Here is a 16,522-nt window from a genome sequence, read left to right on the forward strand (position 1 = left end):
TCAGCTTCCATGGCGAGGATCGAAGACGTCGCGCAGACCGTCGCCGAGCAGGTTGAAGGCGAGGCTCACCAGCAGAATGGCAAAGCCCGGAATGGTGGCCACCCACCACGAATCGAGCAGCACGTTGCGGCCCGACGCGACCATGTAACCCCACTCGGGGCTCGGCGGTTGTGCGCCGAGGCCGAGGAACCCGAGACCCGCGACGGTGAGAATGATGCCGGCCATATCGAGCGTCGCGCGCACGATCACCGACGACGAGCACAGCGGCACGATATAGCGCAACAGAATGCGCAGCCGCGACGCGCCCTGCAGCCGCGCGACGTGAATGAAATCGGCTTGCACGAGCCGCAGGGTCTCAGCCCGCGCGAGACGTGCGTAGGCTGGCCACGCTGTAATCGAAATCGCGATCACCGCGTTCATGACACCCGGTCCCAGCGCGGCCGCGAACGCGAGCGCAAGCACGATCTTCGGAAACGCAAGGGCCACGTCGGTGATCCGCATCAGCGCGTTATCGACCCAGCCGCCAAAGAAGCCCGCGGTGGTGCCGATCAGCAGGCCGACCGGCACCACGATCACCACGACGAGAATCGCAATCGAAAGCGTGAGCCGCGAGCCGTAGATGAGCCGCGAGAGGATGTCGCGGCCAAGCTGGTCGGTGCCGAACCAGTGCGACGGCGAACCCGGCGGCAGAAGTCGGTCGGAGAGGACTTGCTGCAACGGGTCGTGCGGCGCGATCAGCGGTCCGACTGCCGCGACGATGATCAGCAAGGCGAGAATCACAAAGCCGAACACGGACAGCGGATTGCCCGCAAAGCGTCGCCAGCGTCGATAAGCGAGCCCGAGCGCGGCCTGCTTGCGTGACGCGGGCGTGTCGGTCAGCAGCCAGTCTTTCCATCGTCGGGGCGCGGCATTCATCGGCCAGTCCTGCGTTTGCGTTGATTGATCCAATGGGGGACGCACGAAAGAAACCTCCGGAGCATCAGCGGGCGCGCGGATCGAACACGCGATAGAGCGCGTCGGTCAGCAGATTGAGCGCGATGAACGTAACGCCGATTACGAGCGTGCTGCCAAGCACGGCGTTCATGTCGGCATTCAGCAGCGCGCCCGTCAGATACGAGCCGATACCGGGCCAGGCGAAGACGATTTCGGTCAGCACCGAGCCTTCGAGCAGATAGCTGTACGTGAGCGCGATGATCGTCAGCAGCGGCACGGCGATATTGCCGAAGGCGTGACGCCAGATCACGCGGCGCTCGGGCAAGCCTTTTGCTCGCGCCGTGGTGATGTACTCCTGGCTCAGCTGCTCGAGCATGAACGAACGCGTCATCCTGCTCAGATAAGCGACCGAGTAGTAGCCGAGAATGGCCGCGGGCAGCGCGATATGGGAGAACGCATTGAAAAACACGTCCCATTCGCCCGCGATGAGCGAATCGACCAGCAGGCTGCCCGTACGTGTATCGACCATACCGTCGAATACGGGATCGACGCGCCCCGGACCGGCTACCCAGTGCAGCTTCGCGTAGAACAGCAGCAGTCCCATCAGTCCAAGCCAGAAGACCGGCACGGAGCTGCCGACGAGACCGACAAAGCGCGCAACATGATCGATCCAGCGGTTGTGGCGCACGGCGGCGATCACGCCCAGCGGCACTCCTATCAGCACACCGATGATGGTCGATAAGGTGGCGAGTTCGAGCGTCGCGGGGAACACGCGCTGGATGTCTTCGATGACAGGGTGCGCCGTCAGCAGCGACATGCCGAAGTTGCCGTGCAGCACATCGCGCACGTAGATCAGGAATTGCACGCTGAGCGGCTTGTCGAGCCCGAGTTGCAGGCGTGCCGCCGCGTAGGCCGCCGCCGAGGCGCGATCGCCGAGAATCGCCAGGACCGGGTCGATCGGTATCTTGCGGCCGATCACGAACGTGACCGCCAGCAAGCCGGTGAAGGTAATCACGAGCGTGAAGATCCAGCGCACGAGGCGCAAGGTCCAGCGCACGCTGGCGCGTTCAGCCGAAAGCGCGCGCATTCGCTCGAAAGTCGTGAGAGGAGTCGACATGATGGGTTCCCCGGTCGAAGGCGAAGCCGGAACGGCTTCGCCCTCGCCCCATACGTTACTGCTTCTTCAGGTCACGATACGACACCAGGTCGTTGATCGGACCCACTTCGAGCCCCGTCACGCCCGGCCGCGCGGCGACCTGCGAGACCTGTTGGAACATGATCACGAAGGGTGAGTTCGCAAGCACCTGCTTCTGCATCGTCTGGTACAGCTCGGCGCGCTTCGCGGTCGACGATTCGGCGAGCGCCGCGTTGGTTTCCTTCGTCAGATCTGGAATATTCCACGAGTTGCGCCACGCGAGCATCTTGTAGGCCGACTTGTCGGAATTGTCCGGATTCCACGTGAAGCCCTGCGCATTGCTGTGCGGGTCGATGTAGTCCGCCGCCCATTCGCCGATATAGATGTCGTGCGAGCGCGAGCGGTACTTCGCGAGCGTCTGTTTGTTGTCCCCCGGGATGATCTGAACCTTGATGCCGGCCTGGGCGAGATTGGCCTGCACGGCCTCGGCGATTTCACCGTACGGGTAGCCGTTACGCACGTCCATCGTCACGGAGAAGCCGTTCGGAAGTCCGGCTTTTGCCAGCAGCGCCTTGGCCTTTGCGACGTTCTGCTGGTACGGATTCGTGTTCAGCACGCCGAGAAAGCCTTCCGGCAGGAATGTTTCGTGCACCTTGTAGGTGGTCTTCGCGACATTGCTCTGGATGCCGTTATAGTCGATCAGCCACTTCATCGCTTCCTGAACTTCCGGTTTTGCCAGGTTCGGATTCTTGACGTTGAGGCCGAGGTACAGAAGCGTCGCCTGCGGCACGGCGCTCACATGCGCCTTGCCGGATTTCGTCAGCGCGGCGAGGTCGTCCGGGCTCAGATTGCGCGCCACATCGACGTCGCCGTTCTCGAGCAGCAGGCGCTGGCTCGATGCTTCCGGCACGTGACGCAACACAATGCGCTTCATCGCGAGCGGTAAGCGATAACCGTCGAAGCGCTGCAGCACGATGCTGTCGTTCGCCGTCCACTTGACGAGCTTGTAGGCGCCGGAGCCCGCCTCGTTGGTGCGCAGCCAGTCGTTGCCGAAGTCATTGCCTTTCTGGTGCGAGAGCAGCAACTGTTTGTCCACCACCGACGCAGGCCACGCGCCGAGCACGTTCAGGACAAACGTCGGCGCGTATTTCTGGTCGGTCGTCACACTGACGGTTGTGTCGTCGATCTTCTTCACGTTGCTGAGCGCGTTGTCTTTGGTCAGGCCGATGCCTTGCAGCACGGCGGCCGCGCCTTTGTCGAGCAGGACCGTGCGCTGGATCGACCAGGCGACGTCGTCGGCGGTCAGCGGATTGCCCGAGTGGAACTTGAGACCCGGACGGATCTTGAACGTGAAGGTCAGACCGTCGGGGCTGACGGTCCATGATTGCGCGACATCGCCGTTGAATTTCGACGGGTCTTTCAGATCGACTCGCACCAGCCGGTCATAGGTATTAGCCACATATTCTTCCGGCACCAGCTCGTAGACTTCGCCGGGATCGAGCGTGGTGAATTCGTCGAGGAAAGTCGCCATGACGAACATGTCTTTCGGCGTGGCCGCCGCGGCGGGGCTGGCCGCCGTGAACGACAGGGTCAAGGCGGAGGCGATCGCTGCCGCCGCCAGTGCATTGCGCAATACCAGTTTCATACTCGCTCCAAAAGGAATGGGGTAGAGCCTGTCGAGGAACAACGAATGCGGAAATCGGAAGCCACTACATGAGACGCAACGGGCCGCTTTCGCTGTTGTCGATCACAGGCAGCGCGCGGGAGCCCGGCAGTTCGTAATGCCACCATTCGTTCTTGATGTGCGCGAAGCCCGCGGCGTGCATGATGCCGAGCAGTAACAGGCGGTTGCGCTGCACGTCCTCGGGCAGGCCCGGATGGAAGTGCTCGGATTCGATCGTCATGGCGTCGAAGCCCGTGCCCATGTCGAGTTCGTTGCCGCCGGCATCGAGCAGCGTCAGGTCGATCGCCGTGCCGCGGCTATGGTTCGAACCACGGCCGAGCTCAGCGACGTAGGTGGGATCCGGCAGGAAATCCCATAGCACCTGCTGCGCCTGGGGCGGACGGTAGGCGTCGAAAATCCGCAGCGTCAGGCCGGCGTCGCGGGCAATCGTGACTGCCTTCTTCAAAGCGGCTTCGGCTGGTTCGAGCAGCAGGCAGTGGGCCTGCTTGTAGATGGGCTTGCCGGTCAGGTTGCGCTCGGTGGCATAGACGAGGTCGATGTCGACGCCGTGCCCGGCGCGCGTGATTTCGATGAGTCGCGGTTCTGTCATGGAGGGCGCGGTGGAATATTGAATGGGAGAGGGTGCGGAGATCGAACTGGTTAGATTCGCCTTGTAGTTCGCGATTCGTGCGGCGCGTTTGTCGGCGGCAGATGTATTCGAGGTATAGATGAAACGCGTTGCCGATGCCGCGCGTCGACTGAATGCCGAGGATACACTGAGCCGGCGCTGTAGATGCGCTCTGCGATGCGCGCGAGCGTGGGCGCTTGCGTTGACTGGGACACGTGCTGAATCGCGTTGGCACAGGCGGATTTGGTTAGATGCATGTCATTTAACGGAGTGATGACATGCATCTAACAAGGCCAATAACCTCAGCGCGAGTATAAAAAATCAATTGAGGACGATTCTTTAATAGTCTCGTTAGAAGTGAACCCGCGGGGTCGTGCAATTTTTGCTTTTATGGTGCTGACCATTCAGGGGTGTAAATATGCGCCGCGAAGAATGTGTTGATCTGACGCCGCGCCGCCGGCCATAAGCGCGCCGGCATGCGCGAGCACGATAGATTCCCCGGCGTTCGCTGGCGTTCAGAACTTATGACGGATGCCCGTGACGGCAATGAACTGCGTGCCGCTGCTGGACGGGCCGGATGCCCCCTCGATCTGCGCGACCGCGTTCGTGGCGCGCTGGTACAGCAAGTCGATATAGACGTCGGTCGATTTCGACAGGAAGTACTGAAGCCCTGCCGTCGTCTGCCAGTAGTGCCATGAGTCCACCTTCCCGTTCGTCGATACATTCGTGTAGGTCTCGCCGATTGCCGCATGCACGGCGGGCGAAATGCGGTAGCGCAGGCTCGCCTCGGCATTCTGGTAGGTCTGGTACTGGCTCGCGGGTGTCAGCTCGAAGCGTGTGTTGGTGTACATCAAGCCGACGCTTGCGTTGCCGATGTCGTACAGTCCGCCCGCGCCGTAAATGCGCTGCTTGCTGATGCCCTTCAGGAAAGTGAAGTAGTTGTCGGAGGGAATCGCGCCGGTCGTGTCGGTGGCGGGATGATCGAGCATCACGTAGGCAGCGCCCAGATGCCATGGACCATTCGCGTAGCTCGCGCCGACGCTGTATGAACGGTTCGTCGCGAAATTGCCCGGATTTCCCGACAGCGCATACATGGTGTTGATCTGCAGACCGTAGAAGGTCGGCGTCACGTATTTGATCGAGTTGTCGGTGCGAAACGTGTTGTTGATATCGTCGACGTCGAACGGATGCGTGCCGTACTGCACGGTGTCAGCGGCGAGTTGCAGCGGTTCCAGCGAATCTTGCGACGCGTTGTACTGACGGCCGAACGTCAACGTGCCGTAGCGATCGCTCGACAAACCGACCCATGCCTGCCGTCCGAAGATGCGTCCATTCGCGCTGGCCGTGCCGTTCATCAGATTGAAGCCGTTCTCGAGCCGGAATACCGCACGGTTGCCGCCGCCAAGGTCTTCGCTGCCGAGCAGACCCCAGCGCGAACCCTGTTCGCTGCCGGCGGTCGCCTGATAGTTCGACTTGCCGCCCTGATTGCTGGTGTAGGTGAAACCACCGTCGGCGATGCCGTACAGCGTCACGCTCGACTGTGCGTGTGCCGCGCCGGCCGACAGGCCGATGCCGCCAATGGCGAGCAGCGTCGCCGATAGTGTCTGTTTGCGCATGGTGCTTTTCCTCTTGGAGTGGGTCTTACTGTTGAAAAGAAAAATCGGCGCGCGACGAACGGAAGCTGTCGTGCCGGGTTTGGGCGCTTCCGGCCTTTCGCAGAAAAGCCGGGCAAAAAGGGGCCTCGGACGTCGCGCTGAACGCGACGCCTCAATGACCGGGAACGGGGTGTAGCGGAGGCGCTTCTAGCCGGTTTTGCGGCTATCCGCCGGGTTCGGCTGCATGGCTTCGAGCGAAGCCGCCGGGACGAGCGGCAGTACGACGTGCGACGCTTGACCTGCGCCGAAATGCACACGGTTCACCGCGACGCGTGGTGTGCGCGCCAGCGCGGGCGACTCGCCGCTATTCGGGTTGACGTCGAAGTGCGGGAAATTGCTGCTCGACACATCGAGGCGGATGCGATGGCCACGTTTGAACAGATTCGCGGTGGCGAACGGTTCGATTTCGATCGCGTAGACGCGGCCTTCTTCGAGGGCACGCGGCTCGGTCCACGATTCGTGAAAGCGACAGCGGAAAATGCCGTCGGTCAGGTTCATCGCGTAGCCATGCGGGTAATCCGCGTTCGGCGGATAGACGTCGATCAGCTTCGCGGTGAAGTCGGTGTCGGGCGCATCGGACGAAATCCACAGCTTCACGATAATCGGCCCAATCACGGCGACGTCTTCTTCGAGCGGCTCCGTCTGAAACACGAGAACGTCGGAGCGTGCCGAGAGCGGCATGCCCATGTGCCGCGTGCCGAAGAAGCGCGCGTCCTCGCGCTGGTCGAACGCGCCGCCTTCGAAAACCGGCGCGCCCGAGGTCAGCGCGCCGCCAATCGTCGGCACCGGATTGGATGGATCGGACGAATACGAGGTCGCAGCGGGCGCCGCGTGCAAGGCATCATTCGACGCTGAAAGCGAGCCGTCCTCGGCAAGATAGAACGGCGTGAGGCGCGTACCGGGCAACGGCCATTGCGCTGACTTGACCCAGCGTCCGCCGTGCTCCATGCGGCCCTGCAGATTACGCGCCCCACTGCCGCCGCCCATCACGAAGATACGTGCGACGGCATCGCCTGCCCCGTGCGACGCGCCGTTCGGTTGCAGCCAGCGGTCGAACCAGTCGGCGCGGAATGCCAGCCAGTCTTTCGCAATCTGGCCTTCGATCACCGCGTCGGGCCCGAATTCGACGTCGCCGCTGTATGACACGTTGCGGTCGCCGTGCAGCCACGGGCCCATGATCAGATAAGCCGGAGCGCCGGGCGTGCCGGATAACGCGGCGAAATTATCGAGTGTGCTGCGCACATAAGCGTCGTACCAGCTCGACATCAACACCGCCGGCACGCGCGTCATGCTGTCGTAATAGCCCTCGGCATAGATGCCTGGCTGTTTCCAGTAGTCGTCGAACACATCGTGCGTCCATTGCTCGAATAGATAGCGCTCGTATTCCGGCACCGTCGCCAGCGGCGAGTGACCCGGCCGCCACGGCATCCGCGCAAACCATTGACGCAGATCGCTCGCATTCAGCGCCGCCGCAACCAGCGGATTCCCGGCGGCCGCGGTACTGTTCTTTGCTCGGTTGAAGGCCCACGTCGCCTGCTTCAGTTCGAAAGCGCCACCCTGGCGAATGCCGCATCGATACCCGTTGGCGAAACCGCCGGAGTCCAACACCATGCACGCGAGCCCCGGCGGATTCAGGCAGGCGGCTGCAAGCTGCGTGTGGGCCGCGTACGAGAGCCCCATCGTGCCGACCTTGCCGTTCGACCAACGCTGTTGCGTGATCCATTCGATCGTGTCGAAACCGTCAGGCCCTTCAGCGATATATTTTGTGAACGTGCCCTCGGAGTTGTAGCGCCCTCGGCAGTCCTGCAGCACCACGGCATAGCCTCGCGCGGCGAAATAGCGGGCCAAGTCGGCGCGATTCGCGGGCGGCTGGCCGTGATGGATTTCCGAACGCGAAATATCGGATTTGCCATACGGCGTGCGTTCGAGAATCGTGGGCAGCGGCGCGTCGATGCCGACGCGATAACCGGCGGGGAAGTACACGTCGGTGGCGAGCCGCACGCCGTCGCGCATCGGCACCAGTACGTCGCAAAACGGGTTGAGCGTCGAATCAGCGGGAAGCGCCCCGCTGCGGGAAAAAGCGTCGGTCATGGTTGGGTCTCGATGAAAAGCAGCGAGGTGCGTTCAGATTTGTTCGGATGGAAGATCACGCCGTTGCGTGCCGCCCAGTAGTCCACCGGGAAATAGAGCGGCACGATGCCGTAGTCGCTGAAGCCCGCGTGCGCGGCCTGTTGCAGCAACTGGTTGCGCCGCGACGGATCGAAGGTCGCCGCGGCTTCGCGCAGCAGCCGGTCGAGCGTCGGGTTCGAATAGCGAGTGCGGTTGAAGGCGCCCGTGCCGCTCTCACGTGAATAGCTTTCGAGCACGTTGGTGAGCGCGATCGCGGAATCGCTCGTCGTATTGCCGAAACTGAAGACGAACGCACTGTAGCTGCGCCGCGCGGCAGCGCCTGCATACACGTTGTACGGTTGCGTGACGACATCGATTACGGCAATGCCGCCGCGCGCGAGCATCTGGCCAAGCGCCTGGCCGAGATCGCCGTCACTCGCGAAGCGATCGTTCGACGAATGGATCGTCAGCCGGAAGCCGTTCGGATAGCCGGCCGCGACAAGCAGGCGTTGCGCGCCGGCAGGGTCGTACCGGTCCGGTCGAAGCTGCGGGTCATAGCCGCCCATGCCGGGCGGCACGATTTGCGCAGCCGGCAGTCCGGCACCGTTCAGCAGATGCTGCGTGATCGCATCGCGGTCGATCATCTTCGAGATGGCTTCGCGCACGCGCACGTCGCGCAGCGGATTGCGCGCGATCGCCGAGCCGTCGGCGGCGGTGACAAACGGGGAAGCGTCGCGCGACGAATCCAGTGCGAGATAGATGAGCCGCGCGGACGGACCGGAAAAGAGCGTCACGTTTCGTTCGTGGCGCAGGCGGCCGATCGTGACCGGCGGTACGTTGTCGATCAGATCGACGGAGCCCGACAGCAAGGCCGACAGTCGCGCGGCGTCGTTCGACACGAAACGGATGGTGCAGGTGTCGAAAACAGGCCGCTTGCCCCAGTAGTAGTCGTTGCGCACGAGTTCGAGACGGTCGCCGGGAATCCAGCGTGCGAGACGATACGGACCGGTGCCGACCGCGACGGCGGGCAGGCGGTAGTCGTTGCTCGCGTGACCTGCCGTGGCGTGCTGCGACACGATATACACGAGCCCGATCTGCTCGACGAACGCGGGTGAAGGCGTCTTCGTCACGATGCGCAGCGTCAGCGGGTCGACGACCTCGATGCGCTCGATGTTCGCGACCGCGCCCGAATACGGCGCGGGGCTGTTCGGCACGGACCGCGCACGGCGCAGTGAATACGCGACGTCGTCGGCACTCATTGTCGAGCCGTCCGAGAAGCGCACGTTCGGGCGCAGATGGAATTCCCACGTGAGCGGATCGACCGCGCGCCAAGACACCGCGAGGCCGGGCCGGACCTGCAGGTTGTCGTCCTGTTCGATCAGCCGCTCGAACATGTTCTCGGCGGTTTGCATATTGTTCTGCGTGCGCGAGAACAGCGGATCGAGCGACTGCGGCTCGGACGCGAGCGCCATCGTCAGCGAGCGCGCCTGGGCGCTGGTGGCCGCGCTGGCGAAGCTCAGTCCGCACGCGAGTGCGATTGCCGCCGTGCGCATGAGGCCGCGTCGGCGCATGGATGAAATCACCGCGTTCATCGCACCTCCACCAGATGACACGCGACCTGATGGGCGGCGCCACTCTGGCGCAACAAGGGGCGTTCGGTGCGGCAACGCTGCGTCGCGTGAGGACAGCGTGGATGGAAGTGACAGCCGTCGGGCGGCGCGAGCGGCGACGGAATCTCGCCTTGAATCGACTCGAACTGCCGTTTGCGATTCGACAGGCGCGGCACCTGTGCAAGCAGCGCGATCGTGTACGGATGCTGCGGATTGGCGAACAGTTCGACGGTCGGCGCGGTTTCGACGATACGGCCGAGATACATGATGGCGACACGATCGCTGATGTGCTCGACGACGCCCAGATCGTGGCTGATGAACAGGTACGTGAGACCGAGATCGCGGCGCAGTTGCATGAAGAGATTGATGATCTGCGCCTGGATCGACACGTCGAGCGCCGCGATCGACTCGTCGCAGATCAGAAAATCCGGCTTCACCGCCAGGGCGCGGCCGATACCGATGCGCTGACGTTGCCCGCCGGAAAACTGATGCGGGAAACGTTCGCGGAAATCCGGATTCAGGCCGACGCGCTCCATCACGTCGACGACATAAGCGTCCAGCTGTTTGCGCTCCACGATTCCGTGTACGAGCGGCGCTTCGCCAATGATGTCGCGCACCCGCTTGCGCGGATTGAGCGACGACAGCGGGTCCTGAAAGATCATCTGGGTTGCGAGCCGATGGCGCGGAGTGCGCTGTCCGGCGCGAGTGCCGTCAAGCTCGCTGCCTGATGCCGATGGCTCGGCGGTCTTCTCGATTGTGCGGATCGAGCCGCTCGACGGCGTGCCGATCCCGGCCAGCATCCGGCCAAGCGTCGATTTTCCACAGCCGGACTCGCCGACCAGACCGACCACTTCGCCGCGATGAATCGTCAGGCTGACATCATCGACGGCATGGACGATCTGTTCCTCAGCGCGCGCGCCGAGCCAGCCGGCGATCCGCTCGGCGTAGTTCAGGCGTCGGACGAAGCGGCGCGACACGTGATCGACTTCGACCAGCGGCGCCGTGACATGGGGTGCGTTCATGCGGGCGCTCCGGAACGGGGATGGAAACAGCGGAACAGATGCGTGCCCTCGCCGGTGACGGGAGGCTCGGCGCTGCGGCACAACGAAGTGGCGTAGGCACAGCGCGGCGCGAACGCGCAGCCCACCGGCAGCTTGAGTGCGCTCGGCGCGATGCCCGGAATCTGCTTGAGCGACTCGCCGCGCCGGGCCTTTTCGGGCAAGGAGTCGATCAGCCCGATCGTGTACGGGTGGCGCGGTCGTTCCAGAATCTCGTCGACGCTACCCGTTTCGACGACCCGGCCGGCGTACATCACGCAAATGCGGTCCGCCAGGCCCGCGACCACGGCGAGATCGTGGCTGACCCACACCATGGCGGTATGCGAGCGGACGCATAGCTTCTGCATTTCAGCAAGGATCTGCGCCTGAATCGTGACGTCGAGCGCGGTGGTCGGTTCGTCGGCGATGATCAGCTCCGGGTCGTGCAGCAGCGCGATCGCAATCGCCACACGCTGCCGCATGCCGCCCGACAACTGATGCGGATACGCGCGCAAGCGTTCGTCCGGCGAAGGAATGCCGACCGACGCCAGTGCGTCACGCGCCCGTTGCCGCGCTGCATGCTTCGATACGCGCGTGTGGGCCTGGACCGCCTCGATCATCTGCGTGTCGATGCGCAGCACCGGGTTCAGCGTCATCATCGGGTCCTGGAAGATCATCGCGATGCGATTGCCACGCAAGCGGCGCAGTGCTTCAGGCGTGAGCGTCGTCAGGTCTTCGCCTTTGAATAGAACGCGCCCGCCGACAATGCGTCCTGGCGCGTCGATCAGCCCGAGCACGGAGAAGCCCGTAATCGATTTGCCGGAGCCGGATTCGCCGACGAGGCCGACGATCTCGCCTGGCGCGACGTCGAAACTCGCGTCGTCGACGGCTTTCGCGACGCCGGCGCCGGTAAAGAAATGCGTGCGCAAATTCTGCACGGACAGGGTAGGGGTGGACATGCGAAATCCTATTTCTGCAGACGCGGGTTCAATGCTTCGCGCAGACTGTCGCCGACGATATTCATGCTGAACACCAGCACGAGCAGCAACAGGCCGGGAAAAACACTGATCCAGTAGAAGCCCGCGATCAGTTGCTGATAGCCGTTTGCGATCAGCAGACCCAGCGAGGGTTGCGTGACCGGCAGGCCGATGCCGAGAAAGCTCAAGGTCGCTTCGGCTGAAATGGCGGCGGCAATCTGTACGAGGGCAATGACGATGACGGGCGGCAGGCAGTTCGGCAGCAATTGGCTGAACAGCGCGCGCCGGTGGCTCAGGCCGAGGCAAAACGCGGCCTCCATATATTCCTTGCGGCGTTCGACGGCGGCGACGGCCCGCACGGTGCGTGCGAAATACGCCCACTGCACGACCACCAGCGCGAGGATCACCTTGTCGACGCCCTGGCCGAGAATGGCGAGCATCATCAGCGCGACGAGGATCGTCGGAAAAAACCGAGCATCAGATCGACGGCGCGCATCACGAGTGTGTCGATGCGACCTCCGAAGTACGCGGCCACGAGGCCGAGCGTCGTGCCGAGCGACATTGCGAAGACGCCGCTCAGCAGGCCCACGCCAAGGCTGATGCGCAGTCCGTACATCATGGCGGCAAACATGTCGCGCCCGAGCGCATCGCTGCCGAGCAGATACAGATGACCGTTCACGCCGCGCGCGCCGGGTGGGAGGCGGCCGTCGACGAGATTGAGCGCGGCGAGATCGTACGGATTCTGCGGCGCGATCCACGGCGCGAGCAGCGCGATCGCGACGAGCAGAAGACACACGCAAGTCGCCACGGCGACGGCCGGGTTGCCGAACAGGCTGCGCAGCACGATGCCCGACGTGGTATTGCGGTCAGGCCGCCATGCAAAAACGGTGGCGCTATGTCTCATGCCGCCTCCAGCCGCACGCGCGGATCGAGTAGCGAATAGATGATGTCGACGAGCAGGTTGAGTAGCGTGAACATCGCGACCACGATCAGCAGATACGCAACGATCACCGGACGGTCGAGCTTCGTGATGCTGTCGATGATCAGTTTGCCGACGCCAGGCCACGCGAAGATCGTCTCCGTCACGGTGGCGAAGGCGATCAATGAACCGAATTCCATGCCGACTACCGTGACGATGGGAATCAGAATGTTCTTCAGGACATGTACGAAGATCACGCGCCGCTCGCGCAGTCCTTTGGCGCGGGCGAACTTCACGTAGTCGAGCGGCAGCGTTTCGCGCACGCCGGCGCGCGTGAGGCGCGTGACGAGCGACATCTTGAAGAGCGACAGGTTCAGCGCGGGCAGCAGCAGGTGCCGCAGGCCGTCCCATGTTGCGAGGCTGGTGTGGATGCCGAACAGGATGCCGGGTTGGCCGCGGCCGGCCGATGGCAGCCAGCCCAGCGTGACCGAAAAGATCAGCACGAGCATGATGCCTTGCCAGAAGTTCGGCAGGCTGAAGCCGAGGATCGAGCCCGTCATCACCGTGCGGTCGAGCACCGATCCCGCCTTCAGCCCGGCGATCAGGCCGAGCGGCAGACCGACTATCAGCGCCAGTACCAACGCCACGCACGCGAGTTCCAGCGTTGCCGGCAGGCGTTCGAGAATCAGCTGGATCGACGGCTGGTTGAACACGAATGAGCGCCCGAGATCGCCGTGCAGTGCTCGCCCGATGAAATGCAGATACTGTTGCCAGAGCGGCCGGTCGAGTCCGAGCGATTGCACGGCCTGGGCGATTTCGGCCGGGGTCGCGTCGGCCGGGACGAGAATCGCGATCGGGTCGCCGATGGCGAACACGCCGCAGAAGACGAGCACTGACGTGAGCAGCAATACGCCGATGCTCTGGATGAGCCGCCGGATGATGAAGGCGATCATTGCGTGTGAAACCTCAAATGATGAAAATGCGGGGGGTACGGCGCAAGCGGCACCGGGCTCATGCAACGCCCCGATCATTCGACGGCAAAAAACTGTCCGCAACCTTATGTCGAATCCACATACCCCTATGCGGAACCTGAAATGAACCTCAAGCAACTCGAAGCTTTTGCGGCGATTTCAGCGCTGCATACGACGACGGCGGCCGCGCAGCGGCTGGGCTGTTCGCAGTCGGCGGTGAGTCGTCTGCTGAGCCAGTTGGAGGAGAATCTTGGCCTGAGCCTGTTCGTGCGCGAACAGGGCCGCCTGATGCCGACCCGCGAGGGTGACGCGCTCGTGCAGGAGGTGGAAACGATCGTCGAGGCGGCGCGCTGCCTGGAACGGCATGCCCAGCAGTTGCGGCTGGCCGGCACACAGCGCAAGCTCGTGCGCATCATGGTTCCGAATACCTTTGCCCAGTTTCTGCTGCCCGCTGTCATGCAGCATTTCTACGAATCGCATCGCGACGCGGTATTGGAAGTGTTTTCGGGTACTTACGACGCGTCAGAGCGCGCATTGCTGAGCCGCGAGGTCGATCTGGCGTTCGTGCGACTGCCGACACGCCTGTCCGGCTTTTCAGTGAAGTGGCGCTTCAAAAGCGAATCGGTGTGCGTGATACCACGCTCGCATCCGCTCGCCGGCAACGCGACCGTCTCCCCGCGCGATCTGGACGGCGTACCGCTCGTGCTGCTATGGCGTCAGAGCGCGCTTCGCCACGAAGTGGACTCGGCGTTCCGCAGCGCGCGGGTAACGCCCAATGTAGTGGCTGAGGTGCATTCGGTGAGCGTGGCATGTGCGATGGCGGCGCGTGGGGTCGGCGCGGCGATCGTCAACCGGCTGATCGCGCAATGTTGCGACACGGAGCAGTTCGTCATGAGGCCATTCGTGCCGACGATCAGCTTCGAGACTGGCATAGCATCCCTCGAATCCGATCCGATCAGCGGAACCTGCCATGCATTTGCCGCCTGCCTCGCCGAAGCACTGGACAATCTCCATGCGCTGCGCGAGGCTGATTAGCCTCTACCATGCATCGCCGTCCGACATTTTCGTGGCCTCCTGTCCGTCAGCATGCGGCCCGCGCGTCATTGTGATGGCGGCCCGATGTAATTCTCCCGCCTCAACCTCATGACGGAGGCTCACATGCAATACCTGTTGATGATCTATTCAGAAGAAAACGGCTGGAACCAGATGAGCGCCAGCGAGCGGCAGCAAGGCGTCGCCGCGTATCAGGCGTACACCGAATCGTTGAAAAAAGCGGACGTTCTGGTCGGCGCCAACCGGCTGCAGCACACCAACACGGCGACCACGGTGCGGCTCGTCGATGGCAAGCCGCAGGTGCTCGACGGACCGTTTTCCGATTCGAAGGAGCAGCTTGCCGGCTACTACCTGATCGACGTGCCCAATCTGGACGCGGCGATCGCGTGGGCGTCTCGTTGCCCCGGCGCAGCGCACGGCCTGATGGAAGTGCGCCCGGTCTGGACTGCCCCGTATGATGCGTCCTCTGTTGCATGAGCCGGTATGGCTGGGGCAGTGAACGCTGACGGCGCGGCGCGTTCGATTGCCGAGGCGGTCGCCCGTCGCAGTTACGGCAAGCTCGTCGCGCTGCTGGCCATGCGCACGCGCGACGTCGCCGCAGCCGAGGACGCGCTGGCCGATGCGTTTGCGGCCGCGCTCGCCGACTGGCCGGAGCGTGGCTGCCCCGCGAACCCCGAAGCGTGGCTGATGACGGTCGCGCGGCGCCGGGCGATCGACGGCGCGCGGCATCGCCGCGTCGGCGACGAAGTGACGAACCAGCTCACGATCCTCGCCGACGAGATCGACGGGCGTGAAGCAGGCGCGTTGCCCGACCGGCGGCTTGCACTGCTGTTCGCATGCACGCACCCTGCGCTCGAGGCTGCGATTCGCACGCCGCTGATGCTGCAAGTCGTGCTGGGGCTCGAAGCGAAGACGATTGCATCCGCGTTCCTGATGTCGCCCGCCGCGATGAGCAAACGCCTCGGGCGGGCGAAGAACAAGATCCGCGCGGCGGGCATTCCGTTCAGCGTGCCCGAGCGCGAGGAGTTGCCCGACCGGCTCGCCGCGGTGCTGGAAGCGGTCTATGCGGCGTATGCGGAAGGGTGGACCGACCCGCTCGGCCGCGATGCTCAGAGGCGCGATCTCACCGGCGAGGCGCTGTTTCTCGCACACCTGCTCGTCGAACTGCTGCCTGAGGAGCCGGAGACGCTGGGTCTGCTCGCGCTGATGCTGTATGCGCAGGCGCGTTGCGACTCGCGACGCGACGAGGCCGGCGACTATGTGCCGCTGTCGGCCCAGGATCCGGCGACATGGAACGCGCCGATGATCGACGCGGCCGACGCATTGCTGCTGCGCGCGAGCGCATTCAACGCAATCGGACGCTTTCAGCTGGAGGCCGCGCTGCAGTCGGCGCATGTGCACCGCTGCCGCACGCATCGCTCGAACTGGGACGAGATCGTGCAGCTCTACGACGCGCTGTTCGCGATTGCAGCGTCGCCCGTGGTCGCGGTGAACCGCGCGCTCGCGCTGGCGGAACGGGACGGCCCGCAGGCGGCGCTCGATGCGCTCGAGCCGTATGCGAACGATCCGCGGCTGGCCGACTACCAGCCGTACTGGGCCGCGCGCGCCGATCTGCTCGCGCGCGCCGGCGCAACGGCTGAAGCGCTCGGCGCGTACGATCTCGCGATCGGACTCGAACGCGATCCTTCCGTGCGCCGATTTTTGCAGCGCAAGCGCATCGAGCTGTCATCAACGAGAGGCTAGATCGGCGCCTTGTGATTGCCGCGCGAGATTGCAAGGCGCGCGCTGCGCGGTGCGGATCATTCGGTCCCACCGGAATCGCGTTGTTTCCG

At 63.7% G+C, this 16,522-nt stretch carries 13 protein-coding genes and 1 pseudogene; 3 read left to right on the forward strand and 11 right to left on the reverse strand.

Annotated features, from left to right (window positions below; translation table 11 throughout):
- From nikC to PQR54_RS37040, 11 genes and pseudogenes are all read right to left on the reverse strand, one after another.
- Positions 1-915, reverse strand: coding sequence for a nickel transporter permease (nikC, locus tag PQR54_RS36990; protein WP_408254722.1), 915 nt, complete (start codon positions 913-915; stop codon positions 1-3).
- A 64-nt stretch (positions 916-979) separates the two neighbouring features.
- A complete protein-coding gene (locus PQR54_RS36995) occupies positions 980-2,050 on the reverse strand; it encodes an ABC transporter permease (protein WP_408254724.1) in 1,071 nt (356 codons plus the stop codon).
- 55 nt (positions 2,051-2,105) lie between these two features.
- Complete coding sequence (locus PQR54_RS37000; RefSeq protein ID WP_408254727.1) at positions 2,106-3,713, reverse strand: ABC transporter substrate-binding protein; 1,608 nt, start codon at positions 3,711-3,713, stop codon at positions 2,106-2,108.
- Positions 3,714-3,777: 64 nt separating this feature from the next.
- Complete coding sequence (gene ddpX / locus PQR54_RS37005) at positions 3,778-4,341, reverse strand: D-alanyl-D-alanine dipeptidase (protein WP_408254728.1); 564 nt, start codon at positions 4,339-4,341, stop codon at positions 3,778-3,780.
- Between the two features lie 533 nt (positions 4,342-4,874).
- Positions 4,875-5,975 (reverse strand): porin, encoded by a 1,101-nt coding sequence (locus PQR54_RS37010; RefSeq protein ID WP_408254731.1) that lies wholly within the window; start codon positions 5,973-5,975, stop codon positions 4,875-4,877.
- A gap of 186 nt (positions 5,976-6,161) precedes the next feature.
- Positions 6,162-8,105: a CocE/NonD family hydrolase gene (locus PQR54_RS37015; RefSeq protein ID WP_408254733.1), complete on the reverse strand. Its 1,944-nt coding sequence runs from the start codon at positions 8,103-8,105 to the stop codon at positions 6,162-6,164.
- A complete protein-coding gene (locus PQR54_RS37020; protein WP_408254735.1) occupies positions 8,102-9,715 on the reverse strand; it encodes an ABC transporter substrate-binding protein in 1,614 nt (537 codons plus the stop codon). The genes PQR54_RS37015 and PQR54_RS37020 overlap by 4 nt, the downstream gene beginning before the upstream one ends.
- Positions 9,712-10,755 carry an ABC transporter ATP-binding protein gene (locus PQR54_RS37025; RefSeq protein WP_408254737.1) on the reverse strand — a complete coding sequence of 348 codons (1,044 nt, stop codon included), beginning with the start codon at positions 10,753-10,755 and terminating at the stop codon, positions 9,712-9,714. Before PQR54_RS37025 ends, PQR54_RS37020 begins: the two co-directional genes overlap by 4 nt.
- A complete protein-coding gene (locus PQR54_RS37030) occupies positions 10,752-11,729 on the reverse strand; it encodes an ABC transporter ATP-binding protein (RefSeq protein WP_408254739.1) in 978 nt (325 codons plus the stop codon). The genes PQR54_RS37025 and PQR54_RS37030 overlap by 4 nt, the downstream gene beginning before the upstream one ends.
- 8 nt (positions 11,730-11,737) lie before the next feature.
- Positions 11,738-12,651 (reverse strand): annotated as a pseudogene (locus PQR54_RS37035) (ABC transporter permease).
- Positions 12,648-13,619, reverse strand: coding sequence for an ABC transporter permease (locus PQR54_RS37040; protein WP_408254742.1), 972 nt, complete (start codon positions 13,617-13,619; stop codon positions 12,648-12,650). Before PQR54_RS37040 ends, PQR54_RS37035 begins: the two are co-directional and overlap by 4 nt.
- A 141-nt stretch (positions 13,620-13,760) precedes the next feature.
- Between PQR54_RS37040 and PQR54_RS37045 the strand changes: the two genes are divergently transcribed.
- The 3 genes from PQR54_RS37045 (at position 13,761) to PQR54_RS37055 (ending at position 16,433) form a co-directional block, all read left to right on the forward strand.
- On the forward strand, positions 13,761-14,672 hold the full coding sequence (locus PQR54_RS37045; RefSeq protein WP_408254744.1) for a LysR family transcriptional regulator: 912 nt from the start codon (positions 13,761-13,763) through the stop codon (positions 14,670-14,672).
- Between the two features lie 123 nt (positions 14,673-14,795).
- Positions 14,796-15,167, forward strand: a complete 372-nt coding sequence (locus PQR54_RS37050; RefSeq protein WP_408254746.1) for a YciI family protein — start codon at positions 14,796-14,798, stop codon at positions 15,165-15,167.
- A gap of 6 nt (positions 15,168-15,173) precedes the next feature.
- A complete protein-coding gene (locus tag PQR54_RS37055; protein WP_408254748.1) occupies positions 15,174-16,433 on the forward strand; it encodes an RNA polymerase sigma factor in 1,260 nt (419 codons plus the stop codon).
- Positions 16,434-16,522 lie beyond the last annotated feature (89 nt).

Source organism: Paraburkholderia phytofirmans, from assembly GCF_046028095.1.
Lineage (GTDB): Bacteria > Pseudomonadota > Gammaproteobacteria > Burkholderiales > Burkholderiaceae > Paraburkholderia > Paraburkholderia phytofirmans_A.